The 16,470-nt window shown below is 72.6% G+C and carries 14 protein-coding genes; 8 read left to right on the forward strand and 6 right to left on the reverse strand.

Features of this window, described 5'->3' with window-relative positions; genetic code table 11:
* The first annotated feature begins 11 nt into the window (after nucleotides 1–11).
* Both ACZ4UV_RS34400 and ACZ4UV_RS34405 read left to right on the forward strand, forming a co-directional pair.
* On the forward strand, nucleotides 12–452 hold the full coding sequence (locus tag ACZ4UV_RS34400; RefSeq protein ID WP_451023193.1) for a GNAT family N-acetyltransferase: 441 nt from the start codon (nucleotides 12–14) through the stop codon (nucleotides 450–452).
* A 114-nt stretch (nucleotides 453–566) separates the two neighbouring features.
* Nucleotides 567–1,988 carry a PAS domain-containing protein gene (locus ACZ4UV_RS34405; protein ID WP_390041988.1) on the forward strand — a complete coding sequence of 474 codons (1,422 nt, stop codon included), beginning with the start codon at nucleotides 567–569 and terminating at the stop codon, nucleotides 1,986–1,988.
* Between the two features lie 12 nt (nucleotides 1,989–2,000).
* On the opposite strand, the gene ACZ4UV_RS34410 is transcribed toward ACZ4UV_RS34405, so the two are convergent.
* Nucleotides 2,001–2,756: an SIS domain-containing protein gene (locus tag ACZ4UV_RS34410; protein WP_467843295.1), complete on the reverse strand. Its 756-nt coding sequence runs from the start codon at nucleotides 2,754–2,756 to the stop codon at nucleotides 2,001–2,003.
* Nucleotides 2,757–3,090: 334 nt separating this feature from the next.
* Between ACZ4UV_RS34410 and ACZ4UV_RS34415 the strand changes: the two genes are divergently transcribed.
* Entirely contained in the window at nucleotides 3,091–3,783 is a 693-nt protein-coding gene (locus ACZ4UV_RS34415; protein WP_093501586.1) for a metal-dependent transcriptional regulator, read from the forward strand.
* Nucleotides 3,784–4,327: 544 nt separating this feature from the next.
* Nucleotides 4,328–5,188, forward strand: coding sequence for an alpha/beta fold hydrolase (locus ACZ4UV_RS34420; RefSeq protein WP_451023291.1), 861 nt, complete (start codon nucleotides 4,328–4,330; stop codon nucleotides 5,186–5,188).
* Between the two features lie 154 nt (nucleotides 5,189–5,342).
* Here the strand turns inward: ACZ4UV_RS34420 and ACZ4UV_RS34425 are convergent, their stop codons facing one another.
* From ACZ4UV_RS34425 to ACZ4UV_RS34435, 3 genes are all read right to left on the reverse strand, one after another.
* Entirely contained in the window at nucleotides 5,343–6,935 is a 1,593-nt protein-coding gene (locus ACZ4UV_RS34425; RefSeq protein ID WP_467843299.1) for a transporter, read from the reverse strand.
* Nucleotides 6,932–7,705 (reverse strand): ABC transporter ATP-binding protein, encoded by a 774-nt coding sequence (locus ACZ4UV_RS34430; RefSeq protein ID WP_451023247.1) that lies wholly within the window; start codon nucleotides 7,703–7,705, stop codon nucleotides 6,932–6,934. Before ACZ4UV_RS34430 ends, ACZ4UV_RS34425 begins: the two co-directional genes overlap by 4 nt.
* A gap of 243 nt (nucleotides 7,706–7,948) precedes the next feature.
* Nucleotides 7,949–8,611, reverse strand: coding sequence for a bifunctional DNA primase/polymerase (locus tag ACZ4UV_RS34435; protein ID WP_390041980.1), 663 nt, complete (start codon nucleotides 8,609–8,611; stop codon nucleotides 7,949–7,951).
* 274 nt (nucleotides 8,612–8,885) lie between these two features.
* Here ACZ4UV_RS34435 and ACZ4UV_RS34440 point away from each other — a divergent pair, with 274 nt between their 5' ends.
* Together ACZ4UV_RS34440 and ACZ4UV_RS34445 are read left to right on the forward strand one after the other, a co-directional pair.
* Nucleotides 8,886–10,271 (forward strand): transcriptional regulator, encoded by a 1,386-nt coding sequence (locus tag ACZ4UV_RS34440; RefSeq protein WP_351484207.1) that lies wholly within the window; start codon nucleotides 8,886–8,888, stop codon nucleotides 10,269–10,271.
* A 199-nt stretch (nucleotides 10,272–10,470) separates the two neighbouring features.
* The gene (locus tag ACZ4UV_RS34445) at nucleotides 10,471–12,063 is read left to right on the forward strand and encodes a hypothetical protein (protein WP_467843303.1); all 1,593 of its coding nucleotides are present in this window, start codon (nucleotides 10,471–10,473) and stop codon (nucleotides 12,061–12,063) included.
* Between the two features lie 36 nt (nucleotides 12,064–12,099).
* Here ACZ4UV_RS34445 and ACZ4UV_RS34450 read toward each other — a convergent pair whose 3' ends face one another.
* Nucleotides 12,100–13,416 (reverse strand): ABC transporter substrate-binding protein, encoded by a 1,317-nt coding sequence (locus tag ACZ4UV_RS34450; RefSeq protein WP_451022436.1) that lies wholly within the window; start codon nucleotides 13,414–13,416, stop codon nucleotides 12,100–12,102.
* 172 nt (nucleotides 13,417–13,588) lie between these two features.
* Here ACZ4UV_RS34450 and ACZ4UV_RS34455 point away from each other — a divergent pair, with 172 nt between their 5' ends.
* Nucleotides 13,589–14,035: an SCO4402 family protein gene (locus tag ACZ4UV_RS34455; RefSeq protein WP_451022435.1), complete on the forward strand. Its 447-nt coding sequence runs from the start codon at nucleotides 13,589–13,591 to the stop codon at nucleotides 14,033–14,035.
* Nucleotides 14,036–14,098: 63 nt separating this feature from the next.
* Nucleotides 14,099–14,983 (forward strand): formyltetrahydrofolate deformylase, encoded by an 885-nt coding sequence (gene purU / locus ACZ4UV_RS34460; protein WP_351484202.1) that lies wholly within the window; start codon nucleotides 14,099–14,101, stop codon nucleotides 14,981–14,983.
* Nucleotides 14,984–15,197: 214 nt separating this feature from the next.
* Here the strand turns inward: purU and ACZ4UV_RS34465 are convergent, their stop codons facing one another.
* Complete coding sequence (locus ACZ4UV_RS34465) at nucleotides 15,198–16,421, reverse strand: maleylpyruvate isomerase N-terminal domain-containing protein (RefSeq protein WP_451023059.1); 1,224 nt, start codon at nucleotides 16,419–16,421, stop codon at nucleotides 15,198–15,200.
* Nucleotides 16,422–16,470 lie beyond the last annotated feature (49 nt).

Consider the following 16,470-nt stretch of genomic DNA (forward strand, 5'->3'; position numbering starts at 1 on the left):
AAGGTGAGGCCGTGAGCGGGTTCCGGGTCGGGCTTGTGGGCGGGGACGAGGCGCTGGAGGAGTGGCGGTATGTGCACAACGTCGTGGTGCCGCCTGCTGCGATGTCGGTCGGGGAGGCGCGGGAGCGGCTTGCGCGTGGGTATCGGCTGGAGAACGCGTACGACGGGGAGGTGCTGGTGGGGTGTTCGACCGTGCGGCCTGTCGTCGGTGGGGTGGTGACGGTGATCGCGCGGGTGTTGCCGGAGTTTCGGCGGCGGGGGTTCGGGGCGGCCTTGTACGAGCATGCGCTCGGGTACGCGCGTGTGCAGGGGGCCGAGGTCGTCGAGACGTGTGTGCTGGGCGTCAACGAGGACGGGTTGCGGTTCGCGCGGCGGTACGGGTTTGCCGAGGTGGAGCGGTATGTGCTCGACGGGGAGGGGGACGAGTGGGTGGATCTGCGGCTCGCGCTGTGAGGGGGCGGCGGGCGCTGGGTTGCAACGATTCCTTCAATCTTGCGGGAACACGGTGTGGGCTGCGTCACGTTCGAGTTGAATGAAGGGCAGTGAGTGAGCCTGATGGGGGTCCAGGTGAGTGCTTCCCGGCGTAGTGGGGCCACGGACGAGTTGGGGCCCGACGAGCCCGAGCCGGAGTCGGAGCGGGATGTTCCGGAGGACTCGGGTGGTTCCGACCTGCTCGCGGCGCTGCTCGACGGCATGGACGCGGCACTGTGTGCCTTCGACGCGGACGGTTTCGTCACGCACTGGAACCGCGAGGCCGAGCGGATTCTGGGGTGGACGGCGGCCGAGGCGGTGGGCCGGCACGGGTTCGCCGGGTGGGCGGTGCGGGAGGCGGACGCCGACGAGGTGGAGGGGCGGCTGCTGTCGGCCATGCATGCCCCGGGGCGTCAGGTGCACGAGTTCGCGCTGCTCACGAAGGACGGCGGACGGGTGCTCGTACGGACGCAGTCGGCGGCCGTGCGCGGGCCGGACGGGAAGCCGGCGGGGGTGTACTGCGCGTTCAGCGAGGTGCACGCGCAGATCGACCTGGAGCGGTCGATCGCGCTGAGCGAGGCGCTGTTCGAGGACGCGGCCTGGGGTGTGGTCGTCGTGGACGCGGATCTGCGGCCCGCCGTGGTCAACGCGTATGCCGCGCGGGCGCTCGGTACCGGGCGTACGTCGGCGCTCGGGCGGCCGCTGGGGGAGTTGCTGGCGCTGGGTGTCGAGGACCTGGAGAGCGCGCTGACGCATGTGCTGGCCGAGGGGGCGCCGCCCGCGCCGGCCGAGATGTGGCTGAGCGTGCGGACGCCGGAGGGGGAGCAGCGGCGCTGCTGGCGGTCGGGGTTCCTGCGGCTGGCGTCGCCGCTTGCGGAGGAGCCGGTGCCGCTCGGGGTCGGCTGGCTGTTCCAGGACGTCACGGAGGCCAAGCACGCCGAGCAGGAGGCGGCGATGCTGCGCTTCCGGGCCAACCAGCTGCATCGTGCGGCCCGTGCGGCCGCGGAGTGCGAGGACCCGGCGGAGGCGGCCACCGTCCATCTGGACTTCGCGCTGGCCGGGTTCGCCGACCATGCGGTGATCGACCGGGTGGTGGGCGGTTCCCGGGCCGACGGTGAGGTGGGGCCGGTGCGGCTGGTGCGGATCGCGGCCACGCCGTCGGGGGCACCGGGGCCGAGCATGCTGACGGGCGCGGCGGGGCTGCCGGTGCGCTACGAGGAGGGGCATCCGGCGTTGCAGTGCGTGGCGCGGGCCGGGAGTGTGCGGGCGGATGCCGGTTCGGTGCCGCTGGACCGGGCGCGGGCCTGGGCGCTGGAGCGGCAGTGGCCCGGGGACGCGGTGCACGCGTTGTGCGCGGTGCTGCGCAGCCGGGGGCGGACGCTGGGTGTGGTGACGTTCCTGCGCGGGGCGGGCCGCAGCCGTTTCGAGCGGGCGGACGCGACGTACGCCGAGGACGTGGGGGTACGCATCGCTACCGCGCTGGATCTCGCCCACCTCGTGAAGGACCGGCAGCAGTAGCGGCCGGCGGCTTCATTGCTGGTAGAAGATCCGGTCGCGGTACTCCTCGAACACGCGGGCGTTCCATTCGTGGCCGCCGTCGACGTTGCCGGAGCGCAGCAGCGGGGGTTCGGTGCCGCGGTCGGCGAGGGTGGCGGCGGTGGTGGCCAGGACCGCCTGGAGCAGGGCGCTGGTGACGACCGTGGAGGCGGGTGCGAAGGGGGCCGGGATGGTGTCGAGGGTGAGCTCGGCGTCGCCGACGGCGATCTTCGAGTCGAGGACGATGTCGCAGTGGTCCTTGAGGTAGGTGCCGGAGGCGTGCCGGGAGGTGGTCTCGCCGGCGTACGCGACCGATGTGACGCCGATGACCTTGGCGCCGCGGTCGCGGGCGCTGATGGCCATCTCGACGGGCAGGGCGTTGCGGCCGGACAGGGAGATGATCACGAGGGTGTCGCCGGCGCGCAGGGGTGAGGTGTCGAGGACGGCGGTGGCGAGTCCGTCGACGCGTTCGAGGCGGGAGCCGAGGGTGGCGGGCATCACGTCGACGCCGACGAGGCCGGGGGCGGCGAGGAGGTTCATGAGGGCGAGGCCGCCGGCGCGGTAGACGACGTCCTGGGCGGCGAGGGAGGAGTGCCCGGCGCCGAAGGCGAAGAGGCGGCCGCCGGAGGTGACGGTGTCGGCGAGGAGGGTGCCGGCCGCGGCGATGGCCTCGGCCTCCTCGTCGCGGACCCGTTGCAGGAGGCCGATGGCGGCGTCGAAGAACAGGTCGGCGGGCGTGCCGTCGCTCATGCGGTGCCCCTTCGCAGCGTCAGCGTCTGTGTCTCTGTGTCGCGGATCACCCTCAGGTCTGGACCAGTGTGGTGTCAATACGGCCGGTGGTTCCGTGCGGCTGCCCGCGGCTGAAGGAAACGGCCGGGACAGCGCCCCTCAGGGGCGCTGGGGGTACCCCCGGCCGAAGGCTGGGGGAGGAACTGCGCGACCAGCCCCGCCGGCCGGCGGGTGAAGGACGGCCCGCGCCCCCGTTCCTCCGGTGTCCCCCGCTTGTCAGTGGGATCCGGCAGAATTGGTTGCAGGGCCAGCGCACGCCGCCGGGGCTTCCGGCAGAGGTAATCGAGGGGCACGAATGTCCGGACTGATCGACACCACGGAGATGTATCTCCGCACCATCCTCGAGCTCGAAGAGGAAGGCGTCGTCCCCATGCGCGCCCGCATCGCGGAGCGGCTCGACCAGAGCGGGCCGACGGTGAGCCAGACGGTGGCGCGGATGGAGCGGGACGGTCTGGTGTCCGTCGCCACCGACCGGCACCTGGAGCTGACCGACGAGGGGCGCAGGCTGGCGACGCGTGTGATGCGCAAGCACCGGCTCGCCGAGTGCCTGCTGGTCGACGTGATCGGCCTGGAGTGGGAGCAGGTGCACGCCGAGGCGTGTCGCTGGGAGCACGTGATGAGCGAGGCCGTGGAGCGGCGCGTCCTGGAGCTGCTGCGGCACCCGACCGAGTCGCCGTACGGCAACCCGATCCCGGGCCTGGAGGAGCTGGGCGAGAAGGACGGCGCGGACCCGTTCCTGGACGAGAGCATGGTGTCGCTGGCCGACCTGGACCCGGGCGCGGACGGCAAGACGGTGGTGGTGCGCCGGATCGGCGAGCCGATCCAGACCGACGCGCAGCTGATGTACACGCTGCGGCGGGCGGGTGTGCAGCCCGGTTCGGTGGTGAGCGTGACGGAGGCGGCCGGCGGGGTGCTGGTGGGCAGTGGCGGCGAGGCGGCCGAGCTGGAGGCGGACGTCGCCTCCCACGTGTTCGTCGCCAAGCGCTGAGCGCCGGAACCGGAGCGCCGTCGAAGCCGGAGCACGGTCGAAGCCGGAGCGCCGTCGTAGTCGGATGATCATTCAACTTCCGTTTCCTGCACGGGAGTTGGTCCTTGCCGTCGGTGTCCCGCCCCGGTGTGTCGAACGCGTCGAATCCAAGATTCAGTGTGCCGAATCGCAGCGCCGGAACGTTTCGCGTGCAAGGCTGTCGCGAGAGGCATATGACCTGAGGGGGGCGGGGAGGATGTGCCGAAGACGTGGGATTGGCCCCGGTACCTTTCGGTACCGGGGCCTGTCCTCCCCAGTGCTGACCCGGAGCCCCGAGCTCTCAGGGTCATCCCCTCGGACCGTTTTCCCCGAGCGGTCCGCCCCCCGCAGAACAAATCCCCCCGCCGGCGCCGATCATGCCTGGGCAGGGGTCACTCGAATGAGGGGTGTTGACCGCAGGAACCCGATTTTCGAATAGGAGTTCGATAGTCTGCAGCGGTACCGGAGCACCACGAAGCGATACGAGGCGACACTAGGCACGCGGAGCTAGGGGGGTGCCAGGCCCATGGCACGGCGCATCGACGTGACAGGAGCCGGCGGCGTACACCTCGCCGCCTGGGAGTTCGCGGACCCGCCCAAGGCGGAGGATCCGGCCCAGTCGTCTCCCGGTGTGCTGTTACTGCACGGCCTGATGGGCCGCGCCTCGCACTGGGCGTCCGCCGCCCGCTGGCTCGCCGACCGCCACCGTGCCGTCGCCCTGGACCAGCGCGGCCACGGCCAGAGCGACAAGCCCCCGCAGGCCGCCTACACCCGCGAGGCGTACGTCGAGGACGCCGCGGCCGCCGTCGAGCAGCTGGACCTCGCCCCGGCCGTGCTCATCGGCCACGCCATGGGCGCGCTGACCGCCTGGCAGCTCGCCGCGAAGCGCCCCGAACTGGTGCGGGGCCTGATCATCTGCGACATGCGGGCCTCCGCGCTCGGCGCGGCCTCGCAGCGCGAGTGGGCCGACTGGTTCAGGTCGTGGCCCGTTCCCTTCGCCACGCTCGCCGACGTACGCAAGTGGTTCGGCGAGGACGATCCCTGGGTGGAGCGGCCGAACCCCGCGCGCGGGGAGTTCTACGCCGAGGTGATGCACGAGTGCGCCGACGGCTGGCGGCCCGTGTTCGATCCCGACCGGATGCTGAGGTCCCGGGAGACCTGGGTGTACGACGCGCACTGGGAGGAGCTGGCCCAGGTGCCGTGCCCCACGCTGGTCGTGCGCGGGGTGGACGGCGAGCTGGGGCGGGCGGAGGCGCAGGAGATGGTCCGGGTGCTGCCAAGAGGGGAGTACGCCGAGGTGGCGGACGCCGGGCATCTGTTGCCTTATGACCGGCCGGAGGCTTGGCGGGCGGCTGTTGAGCCGTTTCTTGATCGGGTGGGGGAGTGAAGGGCGCCTCTGGGGGAGGGAGCGCGGGAGGTTCGGCTGGTGCGGGTGCGGGTGCGGGTGCGGGTGCGGGTGCGTGGTGGTTGCTCGCGCAGTTCCTCCCCCCAGCCTTCGGCTGGGGGTACCCCCAGCGCCCCAAGAGGGCGCGGCGCTGCAGCTAGCCCCTGCTGACGGCGAGCAGGATCTCGGGCAAGCAGGCCGCCGTGCGCGGGGCCGCCGCGCGCAGTCCCGCCCACGTGATCGTCGCGCCGTAGGCCGCGCCCACCGGCAGGAGCAGCCAGGTCCACTCGTCGCCCCCCGCGCTGACGTTCAGTGCGATCGTCAGGGCGATGACGGGTGAGCACAGCAGGGCCGCCGAGACCATGCCGCCGAAGATCGCGATCCAGGCGAGGCCGGCCTGGCCGGGGGCGACGTTCTTGTGGCCCTCCTGGGGGATGGAGTACGGGAAGCGGGCGGAGGTCCAGGCGCCGGTCGCCAGCATCGCGCCGAGCAGGGCGAAGGAGAGGCCGAGCACCTCGGGCAGCCGGGGCCAGTCGCCCAGCAGGGCCGTGGTCAGGACGGTCACCAGCGTGGCGTACGGCAGGGTGATCAGCAGCAGGGCCAGCGCCCGCCCGCGCAGTTCGGCGTAGGCGTCCCGCGGGGACGAGATGGTCGTCGCCACCATCCAGAAGGCGGAGGTGTCCTGCCCGAACTGGTTGTACATCTGGATGCCGAGCATCCCGGCGGCGAAGCACGCGAAGTAGATCGACCCGGTGCCCTGCAGGGCATTGAAGACGGGCACGATCAGGCCGATGGCCAGCGAGGTCACCCAGGCGGCCTTGGTCTTGGGGTCGCGCCAGACGTAACGCAGGCTGCGCGCCATGACCGTACCGGTGCGCCCGCCGGGCAGCCGCCGCCCCAGACCGCCGCCTTCCGGTGAACGGCTCCGGGTGGCCGCGTCGGGCGCCTGGAGCGTGGAACCGTCGGGTGAGGTCATCAGCCGGGTCAGCGTCCGGGCCCAGGCGCCGACGAGCAGCACCAGCGCGGCGAGGGACAGGGCGAGTTGGAGGACCGCCGTGCCGTACGATCCCCCGCTCGCCGAGTGCACCGCGCCGATCGCCGACGCGGGCGGCAGCCACCGCACCACGTCGGCCACCGGCGCGAGCCGTCCGAGTCCGGCCGAACCGAGGCTCTGCGCGCCGAAGTTGACGAGCTGCGCCCCGACGGCGATGACCAGGCCGCTCAGGACGGCCAGGTCACGTCCCTTGCGGCTGCTGAGCAGCCGGACGTTCGCGGTGGCCACGGCGCGCGCGAGGGCCACGCAGACCAGCAGGGCGAGGGCCACGGCGACGACCGCGACGCCGTAGCCGGCCGCACCGTGCGCCACCGACACCGCGCAGCCCACCAGCAGCACCAGGCTGAACAGCGGACCGATGCCGACCAGCGAGGCGGCCAGCAGGGCCCGTACCAGCGGCCGGGGCCGCAGCGGGAGCATCGCCAGCCGGGTCGGGTCCAGGGTCTCGTCGCCGCCCGGGAAGAACAGCGGCATGAAGGCCCACCCCAGCGCCAGCACGGCGGCCTCCAGGACGGCCACCGCGTCCGCGTGCACGTGACCGCGCAGGAGGACCAGGCCCAGCAGTTGCAGGGCCGCGAACAGCAGCGCGACGACCGCCGACGCGACGAACGCGGCCCGCCGGCCGCCGGACTGCCGCAGCCCGTTGCGCAGCAGCGACAGCTTCAGCCGTACGACGGTGGCGGTCACGTCGGTCATCGGGCCGCCCCGCCGCCCAGCCAGTCCAGGTCGGAGGCCGCGTCCCGCCCGCTCGCCCCGACGAGTTCGAGGAACGCGGCCTGGAGGTGGGGATGCGCCCCGCGTACTTCTTCCAGCGTCCCGGTCGCGCGGATCCGGCCGGCCGCCAGCACCGCGACCCAGTCGCACAGCGACTCGACGAGCTCCATGACGTGGGAGGAGAAGACCACGGTCGCGCCGGAGGCGGTGTACCGCTCCAGGACGCCGCGGATGGTCTGCGCGGACACCGGGTCGACGCCCTCGAACGGCTCGTCCAGGAAGAGGACTTCGGGGTTGTGGAGGAGAGCGGCGGCGAGCCCGATCTTCTTGCGCATGCCGGTCGAGTAGTCGACGACGAGTTTGTGCTGGGCGCCGGCCAGGTCGAGCACGTCGAGGAGCTGGGTGGCCCGCTTGTCGACCTCGGCGCCGGGGAGGCCGCGCAGGCGGCCGGAGTAGCCGAGCAGTTCGCGGCCGGAGAGCCGCTCGAAGAGCCGGAGGCCTTCGGGGAGGACGCCGATGCGGGCCTTCACGGCCACCGGGTCCCGCCACACGTCGTGGCCGACGACCTCGACGGAGCCCTGATCCGGGCGGAGCAGTCCGGTCACCATCGAGAGGGTGGTGGTCTTGCCGGCGCCGTTGGGTCCGACGAGCCCGACGAACTTCCCGGCCGGCAACGACAGGTCGATCCCGCCGACGGCCACCTGCTGCCCAAACCGTTTCCAGAGCCCACGAACACGTACGGCATCGGTCATGGATGAACCCTACGGTGGGTGGGGGCGGGCGTAGGAGCGGGGACGCTTACCGGCGCCGGAAGGGTGCCTCCCCCAGCCTTCGGCCGGGGGGACCCCCAGCGCCCACCCGTGCCGCCCTGCGGCACGCCTGCCCGCAGCTGGGCAGCTGTGAAGCGCCCCGTAAGGGGCGCGGGGAACTGCGCGATCGGCCACGAAGCACCCGCAGCCGCCGACGAATCAGGAACCCGGCAGACGGAGCGGCGCCTACCGATCCCTCCCGCACGCATACGCCAACGGCGAGATCAGCTCCTCCGCATCCGGCAGCCACCGGTTCGCAGCCGTCGGCCGGCACGCCCACTGCACGGCCCCCCGCGACCCGTACCGCGTCGGCGGCGCCGGCACGTACGCACCCTCGCCCAGCGCCGTGAGGTCCAGCGACGCGGGCGACCAGCCCAGCTTGCGGACCAGATCCGGAACCTTCACCGACGCCCCGGGAAGAACGAAGAACTGCATCCGGCGGTCGGGCGTCAGGGTCACCGGCCCCAGCGTCAGCTCCATCCGCTCCATGCGCGCCAGCGCGAGAAACCCCGCCGTCTCCGGGACGGACAGCGCGTCGAAGGTACGTCCCGTCGGCAGCAGGATCGACGCCGTCGGCTGCTTCTGCCACATCCGGCGCGCCACCGTCGCACTGCCGGTGGCCTGCGTCGCCCAGTCCGGGCGCGCCGCGTGCGCGCCGGGCGCGACGCACGCGACCTCACCACAGGAACAGCGTTGCACCCCCTCGACCGCTTCCAGCCAGGTGCCGGGGAAGACGTCCCAGTGGCGCTCCTCGGCGTAGCGTACGGCGGTGTCCAGCAGCGATTCCCCGCGCTGCTTCGGAATCTGAGCGGCTTCGGCGCCGACGATCGTCTCTTCCACGCTCAACACAACTCCCGCACCCACCTGGAGTTACGGGCGTAACGCGCGCGGGGGAGGAGCATCTTCTCCGCAACTGGGGCGCATGGATGCATGTGTGGGGGCGCGCAGGAGGAACCGGGGCGTGAGCGGGTAGTCACACGTGGGGGGTCGGTGGCGGTCGTCCCCGCAATTCCGCTGCCTTTACCCGGCAATCCTCGCATGTCCCGCATTTTCGGTATGTCCGCTGGGCAGTGATCGCAAAGGCCGGATCTTTTCCCTACAGGGAGTTCGCAGGGGGTACGCCATGGCCGCAAGGCCGCTTGTCGCGCGGCAGCCGAACGAACGGTTGCAGGCGCTCATCCAGGAGGCGGGGTGCTCGAACGCCGGGCTGGCCCGCCGGGTCAACATGTGCGGCGCCGAGCACGGTCTCGACCTGCGGTACGACAAGACGTCCGTGGCGCGCTGGCTGCGCGGCCAGCAGCCGCGGGGCCGGGCGCCCGCGATCATCGCCGAGGCGCTGGGGCGCAAGCTGGGCCGTACGGTCACGATCGACGAGATCGGCATGGCCAACGGCAAGAACCTCGCGTCGGGCGTCGGTCTCCAGTTCTCGCCGACGGTACTGGGGGCCATCGAGCAGGTCTGCGAGCTGTGGCGCAGCGACGTGGGGCGCCGGGACTTCCTGTCCGGTTCGTCGGTCGCCGCGTCCGCGCTGGTGGAGCCCAGCCGGGACTGGCTGATCTCGGCGCCGGACGCGCAGGTGGCGCGGCAGGCGGGGCCGCGGGTCGGGCAGTCGGACGTCGCGGCGGTGAAGGCGATGACGCAGGCGCTCACCGACCTCGACCACCAGTTCGGCAGCGGGCATGTGCGCCCGGTCGTCGTGCACTACCTCAACAGTGTCGTGTCCGGGCTGCTGGCCGGGTCCTACCGGGAGTCCGTGGGACGGGAGTTGTTCGCCGCGGTCGCCCGGCTCACCGAGCTGGCCGGGTACATGGCCGTCGACACCGGTCAACCCGGGCTCGCCCAGCGGTACTACATCCAGTCGCTGCGCCTCGCGCAGGCGGCCGGCGACCGTGGCTACGGCGGCTACGTGCTCGCCTCCTCCATGAGCCACCTCGCCGCGCAACTCGGAAACCCGCGCGAGATCGCCCAGTTGGCGCGGGCGGCGCAGGAGGGGGCGCGGGGTCGCGTGACCCCCCGTGCGGAGGCGATGTTCTTCGCGGCCGAGGCCCGCGGCCATGCCCTGCTGGGCGATGTGCGGTCGGCTCAGCTGGCGTCCGGGCGGGCGGTGTCGGCGATGGAGGCGGCCGATCCGGCGTCCGGGGACGACCCGGCGTGGATCAGGCACTTCGACGAGGCCTATCTGGCCGACGAGTTGGCGCACTGCCACCGCGACCTGGGCCAGGCCGAGGCGGCCGCCCGGTGCGCGCAGCAGTCGCTGGACGGGCACCCGGAGACCCGGGCGCGGCGCCGGGCGATCGGCTATGTGCTCCTCGCCACAGCGCAGGTGCAGCAGCGCGAGATCGAACAGGCCTGTGCCACCGGGACGAAGGCGGTCGAGCTGCTGGAGACGGTCCGCTCCAACCGGGGTGCCGAGTACCTGGAGGACTTCCAGCAGCGGTTGGAGCCGTTCCGGGACGAACCCGTGGTCAGGGAGTTCGGAGCGCGTCTGGATCTGCAGGCGGCCGCATGAATTCCTGCCCCGCGGTTGCGTGAACATGTGGGAAACCACGCCTTGCCGCGCAAGAAGCGGCATGTACAGCGCACCGCGGGGCGGTTTTGTTACTGCTGTCACAGGGAACAAGATCACGCCCTTGGCTGCGTGGCACCCTGCTGAGGTGACCCGGTAGCGTGAGCCCGATTCACAAGGTCCCCCATTAGTAGGAGTCCCGGTGACGCAGAGTGGACAGGGCGAGCCCGCGCGCGAAGGCATCGTGCTGCCCTCCGACGGTGGCGAGCCGCTGCTGCCGGGTATGACGGGCGGACCCGTCCCCGCAGCACAGCCGCCCGCCCCGGCCGCCGCGCCGCCCGAGGGCCAGTCCTGGGGCCAGCCGTGGGGCCCCGGCCACCAGCAGGGCCCGCAGCCCCAGCAGCCCGGCCAGGGCTGGCCGCAGGCGGCCGGCCAGGAGTGGGCCGCTCCGGAGCAGCTCCCGGCCGCCTGGAGCGCCCAGTCGCACGCGGCCCAGTCGCAGGCCGCCCAGCCGCATGCCCGGCCCCACACCGACCAGCCCCAGCCCCAGGCCCCCGGCGCCGGTCCGCTCCCGCCGGAGGGAGCGCCCGCCCCGTCGTACGGCGGCGGCTACGAGCAGTCGTACGGCTACGGCGCTCCGGGCGCCGCGCTGCCGCCCGCCGTCCCGCAGGGGGGCCACGGCGGCTACGGCGGTGCGCTGCCGCCCGCCGACGAGGGCGCCACCCAGTTCCTTCCGCCAGTGCCGCCCGCGCCGGTGGGCGAGGGCGCCACGCAGTACATACCGCCGGTGCCGGCGGCCTCCGAGGGGGCCACCCAGCTCATACCGCCGGTGGGCCCCGGGGCGCTGCCGCCCGAGATGTCCCACGAGCAGACCACCTACCTCGGCGGCCCGCCCGCCCCCGCGGCGCACTCCGACGCCGACGCCACGCAGTACATCGCGCCGTACCCGGCCGCCGGCCCGCAGGACGGCGGCGCCGACCGGCAACCGCCCGCCGAGTTCGACAACCTCTTCCGCAGCGCGCCCGGCGGCGAGCCCCCGGCCGCGTCCACGGCCCAGCTGCCGCGCTTCCAGCAGCAGCCCCAGAACGGCGCCTACCAGCAGCCGCCGGCGTACACCCCGCCCCCGGCGTCCTACGACCACGACGACGACGGCGGCCGCGGCGGCCGGGGCGGCAGGTCGAAGGTGCCGCTGATCGCGGCCGTCGGGATCGGCATCGCCGTGCTCGGCATCGGCGCCGGGGCCCTGTTCAGCGGGGGCGGCGGGGGCTCCGGCGACGCCGACAAGACGGTGGCCGCGTCCGCCCCGGCCTCCGACGGTTCCTCGTCGGCCGCGGCCGACCCCGCGAAGGCGCAGGCCGTCGCCCTGGACAAGCTGCTCGCCGACAGCGGCAGCAGCCGGGCCTCGGTGATCAACGCCGTCGCCCAGGTCAAGCAGTGCAAGAACCTCGACGGCTCCGCATCCGACCTGCGCAACGCCGCCCAGCAGCGCGCCGACCTGGTCACCCGGCTGTCGAAGCTGTCCGTCGACAAGCTGCCGGACAACGCCGAGCTGACCGCCTCCCTCACCAAGGCCTGGCAGGCCTCCGCGAACGCCGACAACCACTACGCGGCCTGGGCCGACCAGGCGAAGGGCAAGCACGGCTGCCGCAAGGGCCAGGCCCGCACCACCGGTCAGACCGCCGCCGGCAACCGGGAGAGCGGCACCGCCAGCAGCCAGAAGGTGAAGGCGGCAGCGCTGTGGAACACGATCGCGAGCAAGTACGGACTGACCCAGCGGCAGCCGACCCAGCTGTGACCACGGCCGGCCGGCGCGCGCGGGTGCGCGTGCCGGTCAGCTCAGGTCGGCGTTCTCCAGGATCTTGGTCATGTCCAGGGCCTGCTTGTTCGCCGACTGCAGCAGGCCGCTCTTGACCGTCTGGACGTTCACGTCGGCGTTGACCAGCCGGGCGAAGCCGGCCGCGGCCAGCTTGCCCTGGTAGGGCCAGGACAGGGACGGGGTGAGGCCGCCGGTGGAGACCTTCAGGCCGTCGTTGAGGGTGTGCCGCACGCTGTCGGCGCTGACCTCGCCGTCGCCGATCTTCTCCAGCGCGGCGGTGAGGACCTGGTAGGCGATCCAGGTGGTCTGCACGCCGGCGTCGGCCGGGTCGATCCGGTTGTCGCCGAAGGCCTCCTTGTTGATGACCTTCTTCATCTCGTCCCAGCGCGAGTCCGAGGCCACCGGGTACCAGCCGGTGATGTACGACCCCTCGTACGGACCGCCCGCGCCGCCGGTGGAGTTGATCACCGTCTGGTCGACGCTGCCGACCTCGGCGGCCGTCTTCACGGCCGGGCGGCCCTGGCGGGCCCGCTGGAAGCTGTCCATGAAGGTGGCCGTGTGGTCGCCGAGCTCGGGTACCACGCAGCCGGTCTTCCCCGAGTCCGAGCTGGCGCTCTGCAGCGCCTTCTGCGACTGCTGGTCGTACTCGGTGAGGTCCTCGGCCGCGAGCTGGTCGATCGCCTTGGCGTGGCCGGCCGCCTGCAGGCCCGAGTCGAGCAGCTGGGGCAGCTGGTCGCCGGCGATGCTGTCCGGGCGGACCAGGGTGACGGGGCCGCAGGTGTCGGCCAGGGCCTCCCCGAGCCCGGCCAGCAGGGTGAGCGAGCCGCCGTTGACCGGGTAGGAGACGGGGCTGGTGAACTCCTCGTTCGACGCGCCGTAGCCGCCTATGTAGGGGATGGCCGCGCCCTCCAGCGGGGCGAAGTAGGAGTCGCCGAACTGGCTGTAGGAGCCGACCACGGCGACGACGTTCTCGTCGACCGCGCGCTGGGCGCAGTTCGCGGCGCCCACGCTGGAGTTGTGGTCGTTGCAGGTGACGAGCTTGAGCTTGTGGCCGTGGATGCCGCCCTGGGAGTTGACCCACTTGATGTAGGCGGAGGCCATGGCGGGCATGCCGGGCTTGTTGGTGGCGCTGGTTCCCTGCGGCGCCCAGGTCATGACCTTGAGGGAGTCGTCCGTCGAGGCCGACAGTCCCGGGACGACGCCGCAGCCGGCCGCGAGTGAGGCACAGGCCGTCATGGCCACGACGGAGAGAGCGGTGGCTCTGACGCGCCGGTGGGCCGCGGAAGGGATGCTGCTGGGGGTGGTGCTCGAGGTGGGGCGCCTGCCGGTCATGGACACGCACGATTCCGCCACATCGCTAACCCGGAAGTGACCCATGGTCAACGAGGGGTGACGTACAGGTGAATTACGGGGGTGTTGTTAAAGGTGTGTGACGAGGAACGTACGATCGACGACCGTGCAAGGTTCGGAGAACTCTTCCCGTCGCGGCCGTCGCTCCTCCACCATGGGCGGCATGCCACTCAACGACATGCCGTGGTGGCGCTGGCGCAGCAATGTGCGCTCCGCGCTGCACATGCTCTCCGACCCGGACTTCCAGCGGAACGTCTGGCTGGCCGGGCAGGAGGGGTACGGGGACGTGACCGACGCGGTCTACCGGCTGGTCGAGGACACCTGGCTGGACAACTGGTCCGCGGAGAAATACGTCGGGACGATATTCCGCGACTCGCAGGAGGCGGCGCTCGTCGACACCGCCGTGCTGCGGGTGCTGCGGATCATGCACCAGGTGGGGCCGGACGCGCAGGTCTCCGCGTACCTCGACCACCAGGGGTGGCCGGACGCGGTCCGGGCCGCCCGGGACGCGCACATACGCCTGGCGGCGAGCGACGGCGACGATCCGGACGTCCCGCCGCGCAGCCTCGACGTGCTGCGGATCATGACCCGGGCCGCCTGAGCCGCCGGTCCGCGTGGCGGACAGGGACCGCCGGGGCGGGCGGGGCATGAGATTCTGTGGTGCATGACCGATCAGTCCACCCGAGCCCAGGCCGCCCCGGCCGACCAGTACGTCCTCACCCTCTCGTGTCCGGACAAAAAGGGCATCGTGCACGCCGTGTCGAGCTATCTGTTCATGACCGGCTGCAACATCGAGGACAGCCAGCAGTTCGGGGACCACGACACGGGTCTGTTCTTCATGCGCGTGCACTTCTCGGCCGACGCGCCGGTGACGGTCGACAAGCTGCGGGCGAGCTTCGCGGCGATCGGTGACTCCTTCCACATGGACTGGCAGATCAACCGGGCCGACGAGCGGATGCGCATCGTCCTCATGGTCAGCAAGTTCGGCCACTGCCTCAACGACCTGCTCTTCCGCGCCCGTATCGGCGCCCTGCCGGTGGACATCGCGGCCGTGGTCTCCAACCACACCGACTTCGCGGAGCTGGTGGACTCGTACCACATCCCCTTCCATCACATCCCGGTGACGAAGGAGACGAAGGCCGACGCCGAGGCCCACCTGCTCGACCTCGTCCGCGAGGAGAACGTCGAACTGGTGGTGCTGGCGCGCTACATGCAGGTCCTCTCGGACGACCTGTGCAAGCAGCTGAGCGGCCGGATCATCAACATCCACCACTCGTTCCTGCCGAGCTTCAAGGGTGCGAAGCCGTACCACCAGGCGCACGCGCGGGGCGTGAAGCTGATCGGTGCGACGGCGCACTACGTCACGGCGGACCTGGACGAGGGCCCGATCATCGAGCAGGAGGTCGAACGGGTCGGCCACGACGTCACCCCCGACCAGCTGGTCGCGATCGGCCGCGACGTGGAGTGCCAGGCGCTGGCGCGCGCGGTGAAGTGGCATGCGGAGCGCCGCATCCTCCTCAACGGCCGACGGACGGTCGTTTTCGCCTGACGGCACTTTCCGGGCAGGGGGTTGGGCGGCGCCCGAGGGGCGGAAGGTTCCGTCGTCCGCGACCGCGGGCGCACGTTCGCGCAGTTCCCCGCGCCCCTAAAAGAAGGGGAGCTGCAGTGCGCCCCTTCAGGGGCGCGGGGAACTGCGCGACCAGCCACGGACTACCCGCGGTCGCCGGACGACGGAACCCCCCCCGCCCCCTGGGCGAATGCCTCTACATCCGGCTCAGGCTCGCGGCGGCGAAGAGCACGTCCCTGATCGCGGCCCGGTCGCCGAGTTGCCCCGCGGCGGCGTCCTCCGGCGGCACATGTCCCGCGGCCAGCCGGCAGAACTCCACGTCGTCCAGCGCCACGTGCGCCACCTCGAACTCCGCCGAGCCCACCGCCCCGGGCGAGTCCAGCGGGATCAGCCACTCGCCGCCGCCGTGGCCCTCGATCTCAAGCCGCAGGCTGCGGCCGGGCCGTCCCGCAGGGACCAGGTGGGGGGTCTGGCCGGGCGACGCCAGCCCCGCCCGTCGGCGCTCGGCCAGCACCACGGGCAGCATCCGGGCCGCGAGGTCGATCATCCGGTGCAGGTGCCTGGGGGCCGGCGGCCCGTAGGGATAGTCCACGGCCTCCGCGATGTCCTCCGCGTGCACCCAGCACTCGAAGGCCCGGTCCAGCATCGCGTCGTGCAACGGCAGTTCGAAGTCGCCGTACGACACCCCCAGGCGCCCGGCGCCGCCGCCGGTGAAGGAGACGGTCTGCACCAGCCGGTGGCTCTGCTCCCGCCAGGGCACCCGCACCGCACGCGTCGGCGGGAAGTGCGAGGCCTGCCAGAACGCCTCGGTACGGGCGGCCGGGCCCTGTGCGCGGGACTCCCCGAGCGGGTCGTCCAGGCCCAGCGCCGTCGCCACCAGCCCGTCCACGGTCAGCAGATGCGCGATCACGCCGGCGACCGTCGTACGGCGGGACGCCGCCGCCTCGCCGTCGAACCAGCGCAGCCGCACGGGCGTGTGCCACTCCGCGTCGCCGATGTCCTGGAGCAGGGCGTCCAGGCGGGCGGTCTCCGCGTCGTAGGGCGCCGCCCAGGCGGGAATCGGGATCCTGGCCGGCCGGCGGTCCAGACAGGCCTCCAGGACCCGGGTGCGCAGGCCGGGGTCGAGGTCCAGGCTCTCCGGCTGGTGCAGCAGGCCGACCGCCTCGCGCAGCCGCCGCGCCTCGTCCGCACAGGCCCCGCAGTCCCCGAGGTGGGCCTCGACGGCGAGGGACTCCGCCGTCGAGCACGCGGCCAGCGCCCACGCGCCGAGCATCGACTTCAGGACGTCGTGCGACAGCTCCAGCGGTACGGGCGGCGGGCCGGCGGTCTCGGGCAGCGGCTGCCCGCCGTCCTCGACGGAGCTGCGGGGCGGCGGTATGCGCGGCGGCCGGCCGAAGTCGCCGCCGCCGTCCCGGGGCACGTCACCGTCCCCGGAGCCGGTGCCGTCGTGCGCCCCGGAGAAATCGGCG

The sequence above is a fragment of the Streptomyces sp. NPDC028289 genome, assembly GCF_055565975.1.

Coding starts and splice junctions, on each gene's coding strand:
- ACZ4UV_RS34410 (WP_467843295.1), bottom strand. CDS start 2,756: ATGAGCGACGGCACGCCCGCCGACCTGTTCTTCGACGCCGCCATCGGC.
- ACZ4UV_RS34415 (WP_093501586.1), top strand. CDS start 3,091: ATGTCCGGACTGATCGACACCACGGAGATGTATCTCCGCACCATCCTC.
- ACZ4UV_RS34420 (WP_451023291.1), top strand. CDS start 4,328: ATGGCACGGCGCATCGACGTGACAGGAGCCGGCGGCGTACACCTCGCC.
- ACZ4UV_RS34425 (WP_467843299.1), bottom strand. CDS start 6,935: ATGACCGACGTGACCGCCACCGTCGTACGGCTGAAGCTGTCGCTGCTG.
- ACZ4UV_RS34430 (WP_451023247.1), bottom strand. CDS start 7,705: ATGACCGATGCCGTACGTGTTCGTGGGCTCTGGAAACGGTTTGGGCAG.
- ACZ4UV_RS34440 (WP_351484207.1), top strand. CDS start 8,886: ATGGCCGCAAGGCCGCTTGTCGCGCGGCAGCCGAACGAACGGTTGCAG.
- ACZ4UV_RS34450 (WP_451022436.1), bottom strand. CDS start 13,416: ATGACCGGCAGGCGCCCCACCTCGAGCACCACCCCCAGCAGCATCCCT.
- ACZ4UV_RS34455 (WP_451022435.1), top strand. CDS start 13,589: ATGGGCGGCATGCCACTCAACGACATGCCGTGGTGGCGCTGGCGCAGC.
- purU (WP_351484202.1), top strand. CDS start 14,099: ATGACCGATCAGTCCACCCGAGCCCAGGCCGCCCCGGCCGACCAGTAC.